At 67.5% G+C, this 14749-nt stretch carries 15 protein-coding genes and 1 pseudogene; 9 read left to right on the top strand and 7 right to left on the bottom strand.

Going from position 1 to position 14749, the window contains the following annotated elements:
* Positions 1-33 precede the first annotated feature (33 nt).
* Positions 34-1455 carry an MFS transporter gene (locus tag AC5P6A_RS02265; RefSeq protein ID WP_346714645.1) on the bottom strand — a complete coding sequence of 474 codons (1422 nt, stop codon included), beginning with the start codon at positions 1453-1455 and terminating at the stop codon, positions 34-36.
* 29 nt (positions 1456-1484) lie between these two features.
* Between AC5P6A_RS02265 and soxR the strand changes: the two genes are divergently transcribed.
* Entirely contained in the window at positions 1485-1919 is a 435-nt protein-coding gene (gene soxR / locus AC5P6A_RS02260; protein WP_021202603.1) for a redox-sensitive transcriptional activator SoxR, read from the top strand.
* Positions 1920-2004: 85 nt separating this feature from the next.
* On the opposite strand, the pseudogene AC5P6A_RS02255 reads toward soxR, so the two are convergent.
* Positions 2005-2634, bottom strand: a pseudogene (locus AC5P6A_RS02255) (short chain dehydrogenase); the annotation flags it as partial.
* Positions 2635-2705: 71 nt separating this feature from the next.
* On the opposite strand from AC5P6A_RS02255, the gene AC5P6A_RS02250 reads away from it, so the two are divergent.
* Positions 2706-3581: a LysR family transcriptional regulator gene (locus tag AC5P6A_RS02250; RefSeq protein WP_019659471.1), complete on the top strand. Its 876-nt coding sequence runs from the start codon at positions 2706-2708 to the stop codon at positions 3579-3581.
* A gap of 59 nt (positions 3582-3640) precedes the next feature.
* Here the strand turns inward: AC5P6A_RS02250 and proC are convergent, their stop codons facing one another.
* Positions 3641-4462, bottom strand: a complete 822-nt coding sequence (proC, locus tag AC5P6A_RS02245; RefSeq protein WP_019659470.1) for a pyrroline-5-carboxylate reductase — start codon at positions 4460-4462, stop codon at positions 3641-3643.
* 18 nt (positions 4463-4480) lie between these two features.
* The gene (locus tag AC5P6A_RS02240; RefSeq protein ID WP_134734730.1) at positions 4481-5158 is read right to left on the bottom strand and encodes a YggS family pyridoxal phosphate-dependent enzyme; all 678 of its coding nucleotides are present in this window, start codon (positions 5156-5158) and stop codon (positions 4481-4483) included.
* An 87-nt stretch (positions 5159-5245) separates the two neighbouring features.
* Here AC5P6A_RS02240 and AC5P6A_RS02235 point away from each other — a divergent pair, with 87 nt between their 5' ends.
* The 3 genes from AC5P6A_RS02235 (at position 5246) to AC5P6A_RS02225 (ending at position 8658) form a co-directional block, all read left to right on the top strand.
* A complete protein-coding gene (locus AC5P6A_RS02235; protein WP_006422551.1) occupies positions 5246-6283 on the top strand; it encodes a type IV pilus twitching motility protein PilT in 1038 nt (345 codons plus the stop codon).
* A 99-nt stretch (positions 6284-6382) separates the two neighbouring features.
* The gene (locus AC5P6A_RS02230) at positions 6383-7525 is read left to right on the top strand and encodes a PilT/PilU family type 4a pilus ATPase (RefSeq protein ID WP_019659468.1); all 1143 of its coding nucleotides are present in this window, start codon (positions 6383-6385) and stop codon (positions 7523-7525) included.
* Positions 7526-7674: 149 nt separating this feature from the next.
* Complete coding sequence (locus AC5P6A_RS02225; RefSeq protein WP_346714646.1) at positions 7675-8658, top strand: aldo/keto reductase; 984 nt, start codon at positions 7675-7677, stop codon at positions 8656-8658.
* Positions 8659-8740: 82 nt separating this feature from the next.
* On the opposite strand, the gene AC5P6A_RS02220 is transcribed toward AC5P6A_RS02225, so the two are convergent.
* A complete protein-coding gene (locus AC5P6A_RS02220; protein ID WP_346714647.1) occupies positions 8741-9637 on the bottom strand; it encodes a LysR family transcriptional regulator in 897 nt (298 codons plus the stop codon).
* A gap of 484 nt (positions 9638-10121) precedes the next feature.
* Between AC5P6A_RS02220 and AC5P6A_RS02215 the strand changes: the two genes are divergently transcribed.
* Positions 10122-10334 (top strand): DUF4287 domain-containing protein, encoded by a 213-nt coding sequence (locus AC5P6A_RS02215; RefSeq protein ID WP_019659465.1) that lies wholly within the window; start codon positions 10122-10124, stop codon positions 10332-10334.
* A gap of 111 nt (positions 10335-10445) precedes the next feature.
* Positions 10446-11153 (top strand): YitT family protein, encoded by a 708-nt coding sequence (locus AC5P6A_RS02210; RefSeq protein WP_014036228.1) that lies wholly within the window; start codon positions 10446-10448, stop codon positions 11151-11153.
* An 85-nt stretch (positions 11154-11238) separates the two neighbouring features.
* On the opposite strand, the gene AC5P6A_RS02205 is transcribed toward AC5P6A_RS02210, so the two are convergent.
* Positions 11239-11784, bottom strand: a complete 546-nt coding sequence (locus tag AC5P6A_RS02205; RefSeq protein WP_197574798.1) for a DNA-3-methyladenine glycosylase I — start codon at positions 11782-11784, stop codon at positions 11239-11241.
* Positions 11781-13592: a DUF4153 domain-containing protein gene (locus AC5P6A_RS02200; protein WP_346714648.1), complete on the bottom strand. Its 1812-nt coding sequence runs from the start codon at positions 13590-13592 to the stop codon at positions 11781-11783. Before AC5P6A_RS02200 ends, AC5P6A_RS02205 begins: the two co-directional genes overlap by 4 nt.
* Before the next feature lie 91 nt (positions 13593-13683).
* On the opposite strand from AC5P6A_RS02200, the gene AC5P6A_RS02195 reads away from it, so the two are divergent.
* Both AC5P6A_RS02195 and ruvX read left to right on the top strand, forming a co-directional pair.
* On the top strand, positions 13684-14250 hold the full coding sequence (locus tag AC5P6A_RS02195; protein ID WP_021202596.1) for a YqgE/AlgH family protein: 567 nt from the start codon (positions 13684-13686) through the stop codon (positions 14248-14250).
* Positions 14243-14737, top strand: coding sequence for a Holliday junction resolvase RuvX (ruvX, locus tag AC5P6A_RS02190; RefSeq protein ID WP_005415547.1), 495 nt, complete (start codon positions 14243-14245; stop codon positions 14735-14737). Before AC5P6A_RS02195 ends, ruvX begins: the two co-directional genes overlap by 8 nt.
* The last annotated feature ends 12 nt before the right edge of the window (positions 14738-14749 follow it).

The raw sequence follows: 14749 nt of genomic DNA, 5'->3' as shown, positions 1-14749 counted from the left end.
GCCAGTGGACGGCACTACCGAAACCCGGCGGCGCTACACCCGCCGCGCGATCACCACGGCCAGCACCGCCAGGCCGAAGGTGATCGCCAGGCACAGCAGGTAGCCGGTGTGCGGCGCGCTTTCCACGAACAGCGCGAACAACGCACCGGAGACCGCCAGCGCGGTGGCAACCGACAGGGCCTCGCTCAGCTGCAGGGCAGAGGTGTTGGCACCCTGCTCATGCGCTGCTGACAGTGACAGCGTCAGCACCGAGAGGCTGGCGTAGATAATGCCCATGCCGAAACCGGTGACCGTCCAGCCCACCAGGGCCACCGGCAATGGCACTGCATTGAACAACACCGCAAGCGTTGCGGCGATACCGAGCGTCATCATCGCCGTGCCGACGCGCAGCAGCTGCTGGCGTGACCAGCCGCGCTGCTGGTGACCCTGCAGCCAGGAGCCGGCGAACCAACCGAGTGCGCCGAGGCTGAGCACCGCGCCGGCCCAGCTGGGCGGGAGCCCGCGTTCGCGCTGCAGCAGCAGCGGCAGGTAGGCTTCGCAGGCGAAGAATGCGGCAGCGGCGATGCCGCGCAGTGCGATCACGCTGGGCAGGCCCCTGCGCAGGATCAGCGTTCCGGCCGGCAGCAGGCGATGCACGCATAGCAGCAGCGCCAGCATCGCCACGCCGATGCAGAGCAGGGCGGTCGGACCGTGCTGCTGGCCGCCGAAGTACAGCAGCAGCGCCGCCAGCGATGCACCACTTGCCCAGCGCACGATGTTGCCGCGGCCCTCGTCGTTGCTGCTGTCGGCGGAAGGCTGCATGCGCGCCAGCGCAGGCCGCAGCAACAGGGCAGCAGGGACTGCCAGCAGCGGTACCGCCAGGAACACCCAGCGCCAGCCGAGATGCTGGACGATCAGGCCGCTCAGCGCCGGGCCGACCATCGAGGGCACCACCCAGCCCGCCGAGAATGCCGCGAACACCTTCGGCCGCAAGTGCTCGGGGTAGCTGCGGCCGACCATCACGTACAGCGAGACCGAAATCGCGCCCGCGCCCAGGCCCTGCATCAGGCGCCCGGCCACCAGCATGCCCATGCGCGTCGCAAAGCCGGCCAGCAGCAGGCCCAGCACGAAGCAGCCCAGGCCGTACCAGAGTGGCCGCGCGGGGCCGTGGCGATCGGCCCAGCACCCGGCCAGGGTCATGCCGATCACACTGGTGGCCAGGGTGCCGCCAAAGGCCAGCGCGTACAGGCGCAGTCCATCGAGTGCTTCGGCCACGGTGGGCATCGCGGCCGCGACGGCCAGTGCTTCGAAGGCGTGCAGCGCGACCAGTGCGACCATGCCGATGGTCGTGGCGCGGTAGCGCGCGGACAGGATCGAGCTGTCAGCCGGCAGGTGGGTGTCGGCGGGAGAGAGGGTCGGGGTCATACGGGTCAGGTGCAGGCCGCGCTTGTCAACGGGCGGCGAAGATAGCAGCATGCCACCTCAACTGTAGTTGAGGTCAAGCAATGGCATCCCAGGAACTCAGCGTTGGCGAGGTCTCCCAGCGCAGTGGCGTGGCCGTTTCCGCACTGCATTTCTACGAGCGCAAGGGGCTGATCAGCAGCCTGCGCACCTCGGGCAACCAACGGCGTTACAGCCGGGACGTGCTGCGCCGGTTGGCGGTGATCCGCGTGGCGCAGCGGGTGGGCATGCCGCTGGAAGCAGTCGGCCGTGCCTTCGAAAGCCTGCCTGACGGCCGCGCACCAACCAAGGCGGATTGGGCCAGGTTGTCCGCGCGCTGGCGCACCGAGCTGGAAGAGCGCATCCACATGCTGCAGCTGCTGCGCGATGAACTGACCGGCTGCATCGGCTGTGGCTGCCTGTCACTGCAGCATTGCCGCCTGGCCAATCCCGGCGACGTCCTCGGCGAACGCGGCGACGGCCCGATGCGCTGGGAGTGAGCGACAAAAAGGGAACGCGCTCCCGGTAGCGCCGGGCCATGCCCGGCGGACGAAAACGACTTAATCCCCTCCGTCCCCTTTTTTCTTACCAGACCGTGATCGTCTCGCCGCTCTGGATGCCTTCCACCGCGCGCTGGAAGGCCAGTGCCGCGCGCTGTGCGCTTACCGCCTCGAAGCCCGGGAAGTAGGGGCCGTAGGCGGCCATCGATTCGATCAGTACGTTCGGGCTGACCACGTTGATGCGCAGGCCGCGCGGCAGCAGCTCGAGTGCGGCGGCGCGCACGAAGCCTTCCAGTGCGGCATTCACCGAGGTGGCGTTGACGCCGTCGCGGATCGGTTGTGCGCTGACGATGCCGCTGGTCAGGGTGATCGAGCCGCCGCTGTTGAGATGGTGCTGCGCGGCCAGTGCCAGCCTCACCTGGCCCAGCAGTTTGTCCTGCAGGCCGAGGTTGAACTGCGCCGGCGTCATCTGCTGCAGCGGACCGAAGTGCAGCTTGCCGGCGGTGGAAATCACCGCATCGACCGGGCCGGTACGTGCGAACAGTTCGGCGACGCTGGCGTCATCGGTCAGGTCCACGCGCAGTTCGCCGCTGCTGCGGCCGGCGGCGAGAATCTGATGCTGTTGGCCGAGCTGGCGGGCGACTGCCTGGCCGAGGGTGCCGCTGGCACCGACGAGGAGGATCTTCATGGCGGTTCCTTGCGTGAGGGTGTGAGCGCAGTCTGCGCCGTCACATTGGGGTTAGGTAAGCGGCGTATGATTTGCAGATTCCTAACTTTGGATTAGCAATGGATACCCTTCGCTGCATGCAGGCCTTCGTCGCCGTGGCCGAGCGCGGCAGCTTTGCCGGGGCCGCCGAACAGCTGCAGGTGTCGGCGGTGATGGTGGGCAAGTACATCCAGCAGCTGGAGGCGCATCTGGGCACCGCGCTGCTGCAACGGAACACCCGCCGCCAGCGCCTGACCGAAGCCGGCAGCGCCTATCTGGCCGGATGCCGGCAGGTGCTGGAGCAGGTGCAGCAGGCCGAGGCCGATGTGGCCGGTCTGCAGGTACAGCCACGTGGCCTGCTGCGGGTCAGTGCGCCGACCACCTGGGGCAGCTGCGTGCTGGCGCCGCAGCTGGCCGGCCTGCTGCGCGCACAGCCGCAGTTGAATATCGAGCTGGACCTGAGCAACCGCCGCGTGGATCTGATCGAGGATGGTTTCGATGTGGCGATCCGGGTCGGGCCGCTGCCATCGCAGGAACTGGTGGCGCGGCCGCTGCCGCCGTATGCGATGAGCCTGTGTGCGTCACCGTCGTACCTGCGCCGGCGCGGCACGCCGCGTACGCCCGCCGATCTGGCAGGGCATGACTGCCTGAGCCATCTGGCCTGGCGCGGTGGCCACGGCTGGCAGCTGGCCAACGGTGAACAGGTGGACTGGGAAGCGCGCCTGACCTGCAACGATGGTTTCGCGTTGCGCGAAGCTGCCGTTGCAGGAGCGGGTCTGGTGCTGCAACCGACGGCGCTGCTGGCTGGCGAAATTGCTGCCGGGCGCCTGAAGCCGCTGCTGCGCGACTACCTGCCCGAGGCGCGGCCGATGCACCTGATCTACCTGCCCGACCGCAGGCCACGCCCGCGGTTGCAGTGCTTCGTGGATTTCGTCATGACCACGTTGGGGCAATGAGCATCCACGCCATGCGTGGATGATGGTAGGTGCCGACCGCTGGTCGGCACACATCGGGATCAATCATTCGCCGCAGACAATTCCTGCCCGCGCACCTGCGCGGCGCGCAGCGCCGTGTTCACCAGCGCCTCGAAGCCACCGGCCTGGAAGCTCTCGATCGCGGCCTGGGTGGTTCCGTTCGGCGAGGTCACGCGGCGGCGAAGCTCGGCCGGGCTTTCGCCGGCTTCAGCCAGCATCCGCGAGGCACCCAGCAGGGTCTGCACCACCAGCGTGCGCGCGGCGTCGGCCGGCAGGCCCTGGGCAATACCCGCCGCTTCCATCGCTTCGGCCAGCAGGAAGACATAGGCCGGTCCACTGCCGGAGACCGCAGTCACCGAATCCATCAGTACCTCGCTCTCGATCCACACCGTGCGCCCGGCGCTGGCCAGCACCTGTTCGGCCTGCGCGTGTTGCTGCGGATCCACCGAGGGCGTGGCATACAGGCCGGTCACGCCAGCGCCGAGCAGGGCAGGGGTGTTAGGCATCGCGCGCACCACTGCCAGGTCGCCCCCCAGCCAACGCTGCAGCTGCGCACTGGTGATGCCGGCAGCGATCGACACCACCAGCGGCCGGTGTGCCTGGGCCAGTGCCTGCAGCGACTGGCAGACCTCACGCAGCACCTGCGGCTTCACCGCCAGCAGCCAGGTGCTGCCCTGTGCGGCGGCATCGGTGGCGTTGTCGTGCACCTGCACGCCGAAGTCGGCAGCCAACGACTCGCGCAGCGCTGCAACCGGTTCGGCCACATGGATATGCGCGGCCGGCACGCCCTGGCGGATCAGGCCGGCGATCAGGCTGCGCGCCATGTTGCCGCCGCCGATGAAGGTGATGGAATCAGCTGCCATGGACGTCTCCTTTGAAAATCAGGCCGGGCGCGGGCGCGCGCCGAACAGGGCGGTGCCGATGCGCACCAGGGTGGCGCCCTCGGCGATGGCTTCGGCGTAGTCGCTGCTCATGCCCATCGACAGCGTGTCGACCTGCGCGTGCTGGGCGGCCAGCGACTGGAAAAGTGTGCGCATGCGCACGAATGCATCCCGACGACGCTCGGCTTCGGGCCATGGCGCGGGAATCGCCATCAGCCCGCGCAGGCGCAGGGCAGGCTCGGCGGCAATTGCCGCAGCCAATGCATCCACGTCTTCCGGTGCACAGCCGTGCTTGCTGGATTCATCGTCGATGTTGACCTGGATCAGCACATTCAGCGGGCCGCGTGTGGCCGGGCGATGGCGCGCCAGCGCCGTTACCAGCTTGGGCCGGTCCACGCTCTGCACCCAGTCGAAGTGGGTGGCCACGGCATCGGCCTTGTTCGACTGCAGGTGGCCGATCAGGTGCCACTCCAGCGCCAGGTGCTGCAGCGCCTGCATCTTTGCCAGCGCTTCCTGCACATAGTTTTCGCCGAAGGCCTGCTGGCCCTGTGCGGCCAGCGCAGCCACGGCCTCGGCCGGTTGGGTCTTGGACACGGCCAGCAGGCGCGGATCGGGCCGGCCGGCCGCCTCGGCGGCGGCATGCAGGTTGCTCAGGATCTGGGGCAGGGGAGTGGCCACGTAACGCGTTCCATTGAATCAGGAGGCTATACTGCCGCCCGGGGAAAGATCCTTCCAGTCGAAGCCGTTATTGGGGAGTAGCCGCTCATGGATATCGCCGAACTGCTGGCGTTTTCCGTAAAGAACAAAGCGTCCGACCTGCACCTGTCTGCAGGCCTGCCGCCGATGATCCGCGTGGACGGCGATGTTCGCCGGATCAACATCCCGGCCCTGGACCACAAGCAGGTCCACGCGCTGGTGTACGACATCATGTCCGACAAGCAGCGCCGCGATTATGAGGAATTCCTCGAAGTGGACTTCTCCTTCGAGATCCCGTCGCTGGCGCGCTTCCGTGTGAACGCGTTCAACCAGAACCGCGGCGCCGGTGCGGTGTTCCGTACCATTCCGTCCGAGGTGCTCACCCTTGAGGACCTGGCCTGCCCGCCGCTGTTCCGTGAAGTGATCCAGCAGCCGCAGGGCCTGATCCTGGTGACCGGCCCGACCGGCTCGGGCAAGTCGACCACGCTGGCGGCGATGATCGACTACATCAACAAGAACGAATACGGCCACATCCTCACCGTCGAGGATCCGATCGAATTCGTGCACACCTCGCAGAAGTGCCTGATCAACCAGCGCGAAGTGCACCGCGACACGCATGGCTTCAATGAAGCGTTGCGCTCGGCACTGCGCGAGGACCCGGACATCATCCTGGTCGGCGAACTCCGCGACCTGGAAACCATCCGCCTGGCACTGACCGCTGCGGAGACCGGCCACCTGGTGTTCGGCACTCTGCACACCAGCTCGGCGGCCAAGACCATCGACCGCATCATCGACGTGTTCCCGGCCGGCGAAAAGCCGATGGTGCGCTCGATGCTGTCCGAGTCGCTGCGTGCGGTGATCTCGCAGGCGCTGCTGAAGAAGGTCGGCGGTGGCCGCACCGCAGCGTGGGAAATCATGGTCGGCACGCCGGCCATCCGCAATCTGATCCGCGAGGACAAGGTGGCGCAGATGTACTCGGCCATCCAGACCGGCCAGCAGTACGGCATGATGACCCTGGACCAGCACCTGCAGGACCTGGTCAAGCGCAGCCTGATCACCCGCAACCAGGCCCGCGACTACGCCAAGGACAAGCGCCTGTTCGAGTAAGGCAGGGCAGCCACGGGCGGCGCGTGCAATGGCGCGGCCGCTCCGTGTTGTTTCCTCCACCGACCGTTACCTGGTAAACCGCTTTTCCGGGAGCCTGCCGTGAACACCACCGCGACCACCATCGATTTCACTTCGTTCCTCAAGCTGATGGCGCACCAGCGCGCCTCGGACCTGTTCATCACTGCGGGCATGCCGCCGGCGATGAAGGTCAACGGCAAGATCTCGCCGATCACGCAGACTCCGCTCACGCCGCAGCAGAGCCGCGACCTGGTGCTCAACGTGATGACCCCTGCGCAGCGCGAGGAGTTCGAGAAGACGCATGAATGCAACTTCGCCATCGGCCTGTCCGGTGTCGGCCGCTTCCGCGTCAGCTGCTTCTACCAGCGCAACCAGGTCGGCATGGTGCTGCGTCGCATCGAGACGCGCATTCCGACCGTGGAAGAGCTGAGCCTGCCGCCGATCATCAAGACGCTGGCGATGACCAAGCGCGGCATCATCCTGTTCGTTGGTGCCACCGGTACCGGCAAATCGACATCGCTGGCGGCGATGATCGGCTACCGCAACCAGAACTCGACCGGCCACATCATCACCATCGAAGATCCGATCGAGTTCGTGCACAAGCACGAGGGCTGCATCATCACCCAGCGCGAGGTCGGCATCGATACCGACAGCTGGGAAGCGGCCCTGAAGAACACCCTGCGCCAGGCGCCGGACGTGATCATGATCGGCGAGGTGCGTACCCGCGAAGGCATGGATCACGCCATCGCGTTCGCCGAAACCGGCCACCTGGTGCTAGCCACGCTGCATGCCAACAATGCCAACCAGGCGATGGATCGCATCATCAACTTCTTCCCGGAAGACCGCCGCAACCAGCTGCTGATGGACCTGTCGCTGAACCTCAAGGGCGTGGTCGCGCAGCAGCTGGTGCCGTCGCCCGACGGCCGCTCGCGCAAGGTGGCGATGGAGATCCTGCTGGGCACGCCGCTGGTGCAGGACTACATCCGCGACGGCGAGATCCACAAGCTGAAGGAAGTGATGAAGGACTCGGTCCAGCTGGGCATGAAGACCTTCGACCAGAGCCTGTTCGAGCTGTACCAGGCCGGTGAGATCAGCTACGAGGACGCACTGCGCTACGCCGATTCGCAGAACGAGGTACGCCTGCGCATCAAGCTCAGCCAGGGCGGCGACGCGCGCACCCTGTCGCAGGGGCTGGATGGCGTGGAGATCTCCGAGATCCGGTGACCTGGCGATGTGTAGAGTCGACTGACAGTCGACTCTACCGGGCGCGCGGGCGATTGATGAATTCCGGTCATGACCGACTGCCGTCCAGCCGGTTCAATCCATCGCCAATGCAGGCGTATCGTCAGCGCTCCCCTCTCTGGAGCACGACGATGCAGACACGTGAACTCGGCCGCAGCGGCCTGAAGGTTTCCGCCCTGGGCCTGGGTTGCATGGGCCTGACCCATGCCTACGGCCAGCCGGTCGAACCGAGCCAGGGCATTGCCCTGCTGCACGCTGCCGTCGAGCGCGGCGTGACCTTCTTCGACACCGCCGAGGTGTACGGCCCGTACACCAACGAAGACCTGCTCGGCCAGGCCTTGGCGCCCTACCGCGACAGGCTGGTGATCGCCACGAAGTTTGGTTTCAGGGACGCGCGCACCGATGCCGGCCTGGACAGCCGCCCGGAGAACATCCGTGCCGTGGCCGAAGCCAGCCTCAAGCGCCTGCGTACCGACCATATCGATCTGTTCTACCAGCACCGCGTCGACCCGAACGTGCCGATCGAGGATGTGGCCGGCACCGTGCGCGACCTGATCGCCGAGGGCAAGGTCGGCCACTTCGGCCTGTCCGAGGCCAGTGCTGCCACCGTGCGTCGCGCGCATGCGGTGCAGCCGGTCACCGCCGTGCAGAGCGAGTACTCGCTGTGGTGGCGCGAACCGGAGCGTGAACTGCTGCCGACGCTGCAGGAGCTGGGCATCGGCTTCGTGCCGTTCAGCCCGCTGGGCCGCGGCTTCCTGACCGGTGCGATCAACGCCGACACCACCTTCGACGCCAACGATTTCCGCAACAGCGTGCCGCGTTTCGAAGTGGAAGCGCGTCGCGCCAACCAGGCGCTGGTGGATCGCATCAGCACGATCGCGGCGGCGCGGGGTGCGACCCCGGCGCAGGTGGCGCTGGCCTGGCTGCTGGCACAGGCGCCGTGGATCGTGCCGATCCCAGGCACCACCAAAATCCATCGTCTGGAGGAAAACCTGGGCGCGGCCGACCTGCAGCTGGCGCCGGAAGAACTGCAACGCATCGCGCAGGCGCTGGACGAAGTGTCGATCGTTGGCGAGCGCTACAACCCGCAGCGTGCGGCACAGGCCAAGGGTTGATCACCAAGTGGGTGCGGACCGTTGGTGGTGGGTGCGGAACGTTGGTGGTGGGTGCGGACCGTTGGTCCGCACTCCTTGATCCTCACTCCATCGGCCCACGCAGCGCATCAAGCACCGTCCGCATCGCCACGGTCACGTGGCGGCGCGAGGGGTAGTACGCGTAATAGCCATCGAAGTGCGGGCACCAGTCGTCCAGCACCGAAAGCAGGCGGCCGTCGTCCAGCATCGGCTGTACCTGGTCCTCCGGCAGCCAGGCCAACCCGCTGCCTGCCAGCGCGGCGGCGCGGGTCATGCCCATGCTGTTGAAGATCCACTGGCCGCTCACACGCACGCTCAGTTCATTGCCGTCCTGGCCGAAATCCCACGGCATCAGCCCGCCATGCGTGGGCAGGCGCAGGGTGACGCAGTTGTGCCCGGCCAGGTCGTCCGGGTGCCGCGGCACCAGGCGCTGGCGGAAGTAGCTGGGCGCCCCGACCACGCGCATGCGCAGCGGCGGGCTGATCGGTACGGCGATCATGTCGCGCGCCAGCCGCTCGCCCAGGCGGATGCCGATGTCGTAGCGCTCGGCCACGATGTCGGCCAACCCGTAGTCGGCCGCCAGTTCCACCTTCAAGTCCGGATACTGCTGCAGCAGCGGCGCCAGCCTGGGCCAGGCGATGTACTCGGCGGCGTGGCCGGTGGCATTGATGCGGATGGTGCCGGCCGGGCGTTCACGGTACTCGGCCAGCGCGGCCAGCCCATCCTCGATCTCGGCCAGGCGCGGGGCCAGCGTTTCCAGCAGGCGGGCGCCGGCTTCGGTGGTGGACACGCTGCGGGTGGTGCGGGTCAGCAGGCGCACGCCCAGGCGCTGCTCCAGTCCGCGCATGGCATGGCTGAGCGCGGACTGGGACACGCCCAGCTGGGCGGCAGCCTTGGTGAAGCTGCCCTCGCGGGCAACGTGGACGAAGGCCTGCAGGTCGTTGAGATTTTCGCGGGGCATGCGGGGATGATACGGCCGGGCTGCGCCCGGCACCTGCCGAATCAACGTCAACGGCAACGTCAAAAGCTGGCTTCCCGTGGGAGGCGGGGTGGCTCAGGTTGCGGGGGACGGCGCAAGTCCCCCTCCGGGGCCCGGCCCAGCCGCTGGCGGCTGTGCGTTCGGGCGCTTGCGAAGCAGTGCTTCGCAAGCAAAGCGCCCTCACCCATGTAGCCTCGGTCGCGCTTGCTCGTGTGCGCTGTCCTGCGCACACGGCAAGAGCGGGGTTGGGCGTCCTGCCCAACCCGTCCGAGGCATGCCTCGGGCCCATGGCGCTCACGCCCCCGCAACCTGAGCCACCCCGCCTTCGACAATTTCCCGCGAGCTGTTGGAACGGCATTCTGCTTTGGTGGGTGCCGACCGTTGGTCGGCACTGGGTCGGACGTGTGGGTATGTCGATTTCTGCGTCTGTGGTTCGTCGAATGAATGACTTCAACGGGAGCTGCACATGAGCACTGACACCAAGCCCAAGGGCCCGGCCTCGTACTTCCCCTCCATCGAGAAGACCTATGGGCAACCGGTCGCCCACTGGCTCGGGCTGCTGGCAGGGAAGAAGGGCCTGAAACACATGGAACTGGTCAGCTTCCTGAAAAGTGAGCATGGGCTGGGCCATGGCCATGCCAACGCGCTGGTGGCGCACCATCTGGCCGGCAAGGGCTGAGCAGCGGCGGGCCCGGGGCAGGGCGGGGCGCATTCAGCTGAACGATTTCATCTGCAACTGTCATGCGGATCGTGTCTAATACCGCTCCCCACCTGCTGTTCCCCCACCCGCATGTCCCTTCCTTCCCATGGCCCCGCGCCGTGCGACGACGCTGACGGCCACCTGGTCACCGCCGGTCCGCTGACCCCGCCGCCCGACAGCGCCGGCACCACCGCCGACGAAAAAGCGCTGCGCCACTCGATCGCCGAGGACGTGCAAGGCATGGTGCTGGCCACGATGGTGGCCTCGCTGGGCCTGGCCATCTTCGCCAAGGGCGGGCTGATGATCGGCGGCATGGCGGGCATGGCGTTCCTGCTGCACTACGCGATGGGCTGGAACTTCGGCCTGGTGTTCGTGCTGGTCAACCTGCCGTTCTACTGGGTGGCGCTGCGGCGCATGGGTTGGGAATTCACCCTGAAGACCTTCGCTGCGGTCACCGCCTGTGGCGTGTTGACCGACCTGCTGCCGCGCTGGATCGACTTCTCGCACATCAACCCGCTGTATTCGGCGATCGTCGGTGGCGCGTTGTCTGGCCTGGGCATCCTGTTCTTCATCCGCCATCGTGCCAGCCTCGGCGGCATCGGCATCCTGGCGGTGTACCTGCAGCGCACCCGTGGCTGGAGCGCGGGCAAGGTGCAGATGTCCTACGACGCCTGCCTGATGGTGGCCGCGTTCTTCGTGCTGTCGCCGTCGAAGGTGCTGTATTCGGCCATCGGCGCGGTGGTGCTCAGCCTTGTGCTGATGTTCAACCACCGCCCTGGCCGCTACATGGGTGTGTGATCGCGCTCTCCGCGTTCGCCGGGCATGGCCCGGCGCTACTACGTGGCGGTTCCGGTAGCGCCGGGCCATGCCCGGCGGCCGTCCTTCAACGTACGGCGGCCTGCAGCCACGGCGGTGACAGCATCAGCAGCCGCGCATGCACCGGGCAATCCTCGGCGTGCGCACCGGGCAGGTAGCCCAGGCTCATCAGGAATTCGCCGGTGATCTCGCCGCCGGTGAAGCGGAACGTCTTCTTGAACAGCTTCACCCAGTCGGCCTTGTTGCGTGGGTGGTGCGCATCCAGCCACGCCGCGAAGCTGCCATGGCTGGCCCGCAGCTGCTGGATCACCTGCGCGTTGTGGATCGCCGCCAGCACCTTCAGGCGGTTGCGGATGATGCCCGGGTCCGACAGCAGGCGCGCGATGTCCTGCTCGCCGTAGGCCGCCACGCGGTCCACATCGAAGCCGTCATAGGCTGCGCGGAAGCCCTCGCGCTTCTTCAGGATCGTTTCCCAGCTCAAACCGGCCTGGTTGATTTCCAGTACCAATCGCTCGAACAGTTCACGCTCGTCCCGCTGCGGGAAGCCGTACTCGTTGGCGTGGTAGTAGTCGTGCACCGGATGGCCGGGGGCAATCAGGCAGTAACCGCTCATGGGGAAGGCTCGTTGGATTCGGATTCGGATTCGGATTCGGATTCGGGTTCGGGATCGATGGCCACTGCAGGGTGCCCGCCGATGGACAGCATCGGCCAGCGCGGTGGCACGAGCGTGAGTTTGCCGTTACGCAGGGCCTGGTTGATCGCCTCGGCCGGCCCGCTGACGGTGCCGAACAGCGCACCGGCCCGGCGCCACTGGGAATCGGTGCCACGTGCGTACAGCACGCAGTCCGGTCCACGGTGGGTGTACAGCTCGCACAGCAGCACTTCGCCGGTACCATCACCGTCCAGGTCGCGATGCACGATCAGGCAGTCGCGCTCGCTCTGTGCGCAGGATTCGCCATTGATCGATCGGGTGGCCAGAGCTTTCCACCAGTCGTCCGGTGGCGAGCTGGATCCGGCGGCCAGCTTCAGCGCGCGCCGCAGGGCGGCGACGTCCTGCGGCCCCTTGTCGAGGCGGTGGCCGTCGTCCCAGCGGGAGGTACGCGCCAGTGCTGCCGCGACCACCTGTGGCGCGTTGGCATCGGCGATGATGGCCGGATCACGCTGCAACTCGCGCAGCGCCTGCACGCCACGGCGGCCAAGATCGAAGCGCAGCACGTTGACGTCACTGCTGGTGATCGCCGGCGGGTCCGCGCGCAGGCGCTCCAGCTGGCTGGACAGGGTCAGCCGCACCGGGTCCAGCAGGGGCGAGTTGCCCAGCAGGGCCAGTGCGAGCACCACCCAGCACATCCAGCGGTTGACCGGTTCCAGCGCCTGCAGCCAGCGGCCCTGGCGACGCAGTACCGCCAGCGCATAGCCCAGGGCATAGCCGGCCACGGCCAGCGCGATCAGCAGTGCCCAGAACCGGTCCACTGTCCACCCGTACTGCACCACGCGCAGGCCCAGCGCATACAGCGCCAGCGCGGCGTAGACCGGCAGCGCCAGCAGGCTGGCCTCGACCAGACGGCGCAGCACGAGAGGGTACGGCGCGGAGTCTTCCCCCTGCTGGTAGACCGCATTGGTGAACGTCACCAGCAGCAGTGACACCACCACCAGCAGGCTGGCGGCCGAACGGGTCTTCCACAGCGGCTCCAGCCCGGCAAGCGGCAGGCTCAGCACGAACAACACGGCGATGAACGAGAGCAGTGGCAGCAGCCCGCGGCAGATCGCGAACAGCACCTGGCGGGTGATCTGGATCGCCCGATGCTGGGTGCGCCCGATCAGCACGCCAAACCCGGCCAGGCTGCCGGTGGCCAGTGCGATGAAAGCATCCTGGCGGAACAGATCGCGGAAGAAGGTGACCTCCAGCAGCTGGAACAGCGCCGCCCACAGCCACAGCAGCAGCCAGGTCAGCCCGGTGAACAGCGCCGCCAGGGCCAGGGTCAAGCCGTTCTGCCAGGCGCGCTCGAACAGCCCGGGGTAGCTGGCGCGCCACTGACCGTGCTGCAGCTGGAACTGCCACCATGGCAGGGCCACGAACACCGCCACGGCCATGCCCAGGGTCAACGGAAGCTGCAACGCGCCCGATTCCAGTGCGGCCTCGCCATTGAGGTTCCAGCCGATCCAGGCGGCCAGTGCCAGCACCACCACCGAGCCGAGCGCCGCCTGCAGCCACAGGCGGCGTTGGCCCAGCTCGACCAGGCTCAGCGCCACCGCGCTGGGAATGGCCAGCACCCAGGCGTACCAGCAGTAGCGCCAGCCGATATCGCGGAACGGCCACGCATCGGACAATTCCTGCGCGGCATACAGCATCAGACCCTGCAGCAGGGCGATCAGGACGATGGCGCTGCGTGCCGGCAGGGTCAGGGGCGATGAAGACTGCATCGATGACCTTCCATGGCAAAGCACCATCCTAGCCCATCGCGGTTCGGCGCCATCGCGCGACCATCCCGCCCCCAGCAGGTAGAATGGACCCATGCCTGTAATGCCGACCTCCCTTGCCGATCACCTGCTCGTCGCGCTGCCGTCGCTGCTCGACGCGACCTTTGCCCGCAGCGTCGCGCTGATCTGCCAGCACGACGAGAACGGGGCGATGGGCGTACTGGTCAACCAGCCTTCCGAATACACGCTGGGTGAAGTGCTTGCGCAGATGGACATCACCACCGGTGATGGCGAGCTGCAGGCGCGCATGGTGCTCAATGGCGGTCCGGTGCATCCCGAACGCGGCTTCGTCATCCACGACGACGCGCGCGCGTGGGATTCCAGCCTGACCGTGGGCGACGGCCTGTACCTGACCACCTCGCGCGACATCCTCGAAGCGATGGCGCGTGGCGAAGGCCCGGCCAATGCGGTGGTCACCCTCGGCTGTGCCGGTTGGGGCGCAGGGCAGCTGGAAAGCGAGCTGTCCGAGAACAGCTGGCTGACCGTGCCGGCCGATGCCGAGCTGGTGTTCCAGCTGCCGCTGGAGCAGCGCTGGCAGGGCGCGGCTGCGCGCATCGGCGTGGATCTGTTCCGGCTGACCGACTACAGCGGCCATGTCTGAGCCGGCCGCGCCCGCACCGGTTCCTGCTGCCCCGGCGATCCGCCGTGACGGCACCGTTCTGGGTTTCGATGTTGGCTCGCGACGCATCGGCGTGGCCATCGGCAGTGCTTTCGCCGCCCATGCGCGCGCGGTGGCCGTGGTCGATGTGCACGGCAACGGCCCGGACTGGACCGCGATCGAGCGCCTACTCAAGGAATGGAAGCCCGACGGCCTGGTGGTCGGCGATCCGCTTACGCTGGACGGCCAGGACCAGCCCAACCGCAAGCGCGCGCAGGGCTTCGCCCGCCAGCTGCGGGAACGTTTCAAGCTGCCCGTGGTGATGATCGACGAGCGTTCCAGCTCGGTCGAGGCCGCACGCCGCTTCGCCGTCGAGCGCGCCGAAGGACGCAAGCGCCGCCGCGATGCGGCCGCCCTCGATGCTGTGGCCGCGGCGGTGATCATCGACCGCTGGCTGTCGTCCCCCGACGACGCCACCCCCATTCCCTGACTGCACGACTCC

It is taken from the genome of Stenotrophomonas sp. YJH_SMC_20, assembly GCF_059367845.1.
Note: the sequence above shows the minus strand (reverse complement) of the source record. Positions and strands in the feature narration are given on the sequence as shown.

Excerpts from the sequence above, each read along its gene's own strand:
- AC5P6A_RS02265 (WP_346714645.1), bottom strand. The coding sequence starts at position 1,455 with ATGCTGCTATCTTCGCCGCCCGTTGACAAGCGCGGCCTGCACCTGACC.
- soxR (WP_021202603.1), top strand. The coding sequence starts at position 1,485 with ATGGCATCCCAGGAACTCAGCGTTGGCGAGGTCTCCCAGCGCAGTGGC.
- AC5P6A_RS02250 (WP_019659471.1), top strand. The coding sequence starts at position 2,706 with ATGGATACCCTTCGCTGCATGCAGGCCTTCGTCGCCGTGGCCGAGCGC.
- proC (WP_019659470.1), bottom strand. The coding sequence starts at position 4,462 with ATGGCAGCTGATTCCATCACCTTCATCGGCGGCGGCAACATGGCGCGC.
- AC5P6A_RS02235 (WP_006422551.1), top strand. The coding sequence starts at position 5,246 with ATGGATATCGCCGAACTGCTGGCGTTTTCCGTAAAGAACAAAGCGTCC.
- AC5P6A_RS02225 (WP_346714646.1), top strand. The coding sequence starts at position 7,675 with ATGCAGACACGTGAACTCGGCCGCAGCGGCCTGAAGGTTTCCGCCCTG.
- AC5P6A_RS02220 (WP_346714647.1), bottom strand. The coding sequence starts at position 9,637 with ATGCCCCGCGAAAATCTCAACGACCTGCAGGCCTTCGTCCACGTTGCC.
- AC5P6A_RS02215 (WP_019659465.1), top strand. The coding sequence starts at position 10,122 with ATGAGCACTGACACCAAGCCCAAGGGCCCGGCCTCGTACTTCCCCTCC.
- AC5P6A_RS02210 (WP_014036228.1), top strand. The coding sequence starts at position 10,446 with ATGTCCCTTCCTTCCCATGGCCCCGCGCCGTGCGACGACGCTGACGGC.
- AC5P6A_RS02205 (WP_197574798.1), bottom strand. The coding sequence starts at position 11,784 with ATGAGCGGTTACTGCCTGATTGCCCCCGGCCATCCGGTGCACGACTAC.
- AC5P6A_RS02200 (WP_346714648.1), bottom strand. The coding sequence starts at position 13,592 with ATGCAGTCTTCATCGCCCCTGACCCTGCCGGCACGCAGCGCCATCGTC.
- AC5P6A_RS02195 (WP_021202596.1), top strand. The coding sequence starts at position 13,684 with ATGCCTGTAATGCCGACCTCCCTTGCCGATCACCTGCTCGTCGCGCTG.
- ruvX (WP_005415547.1), top strand. The coding sequence starts at position 14,243 with ATGTCTGAGCCGGCCGCGCCCGCACCGGTTCCTGCTGCCCCGGCGATC.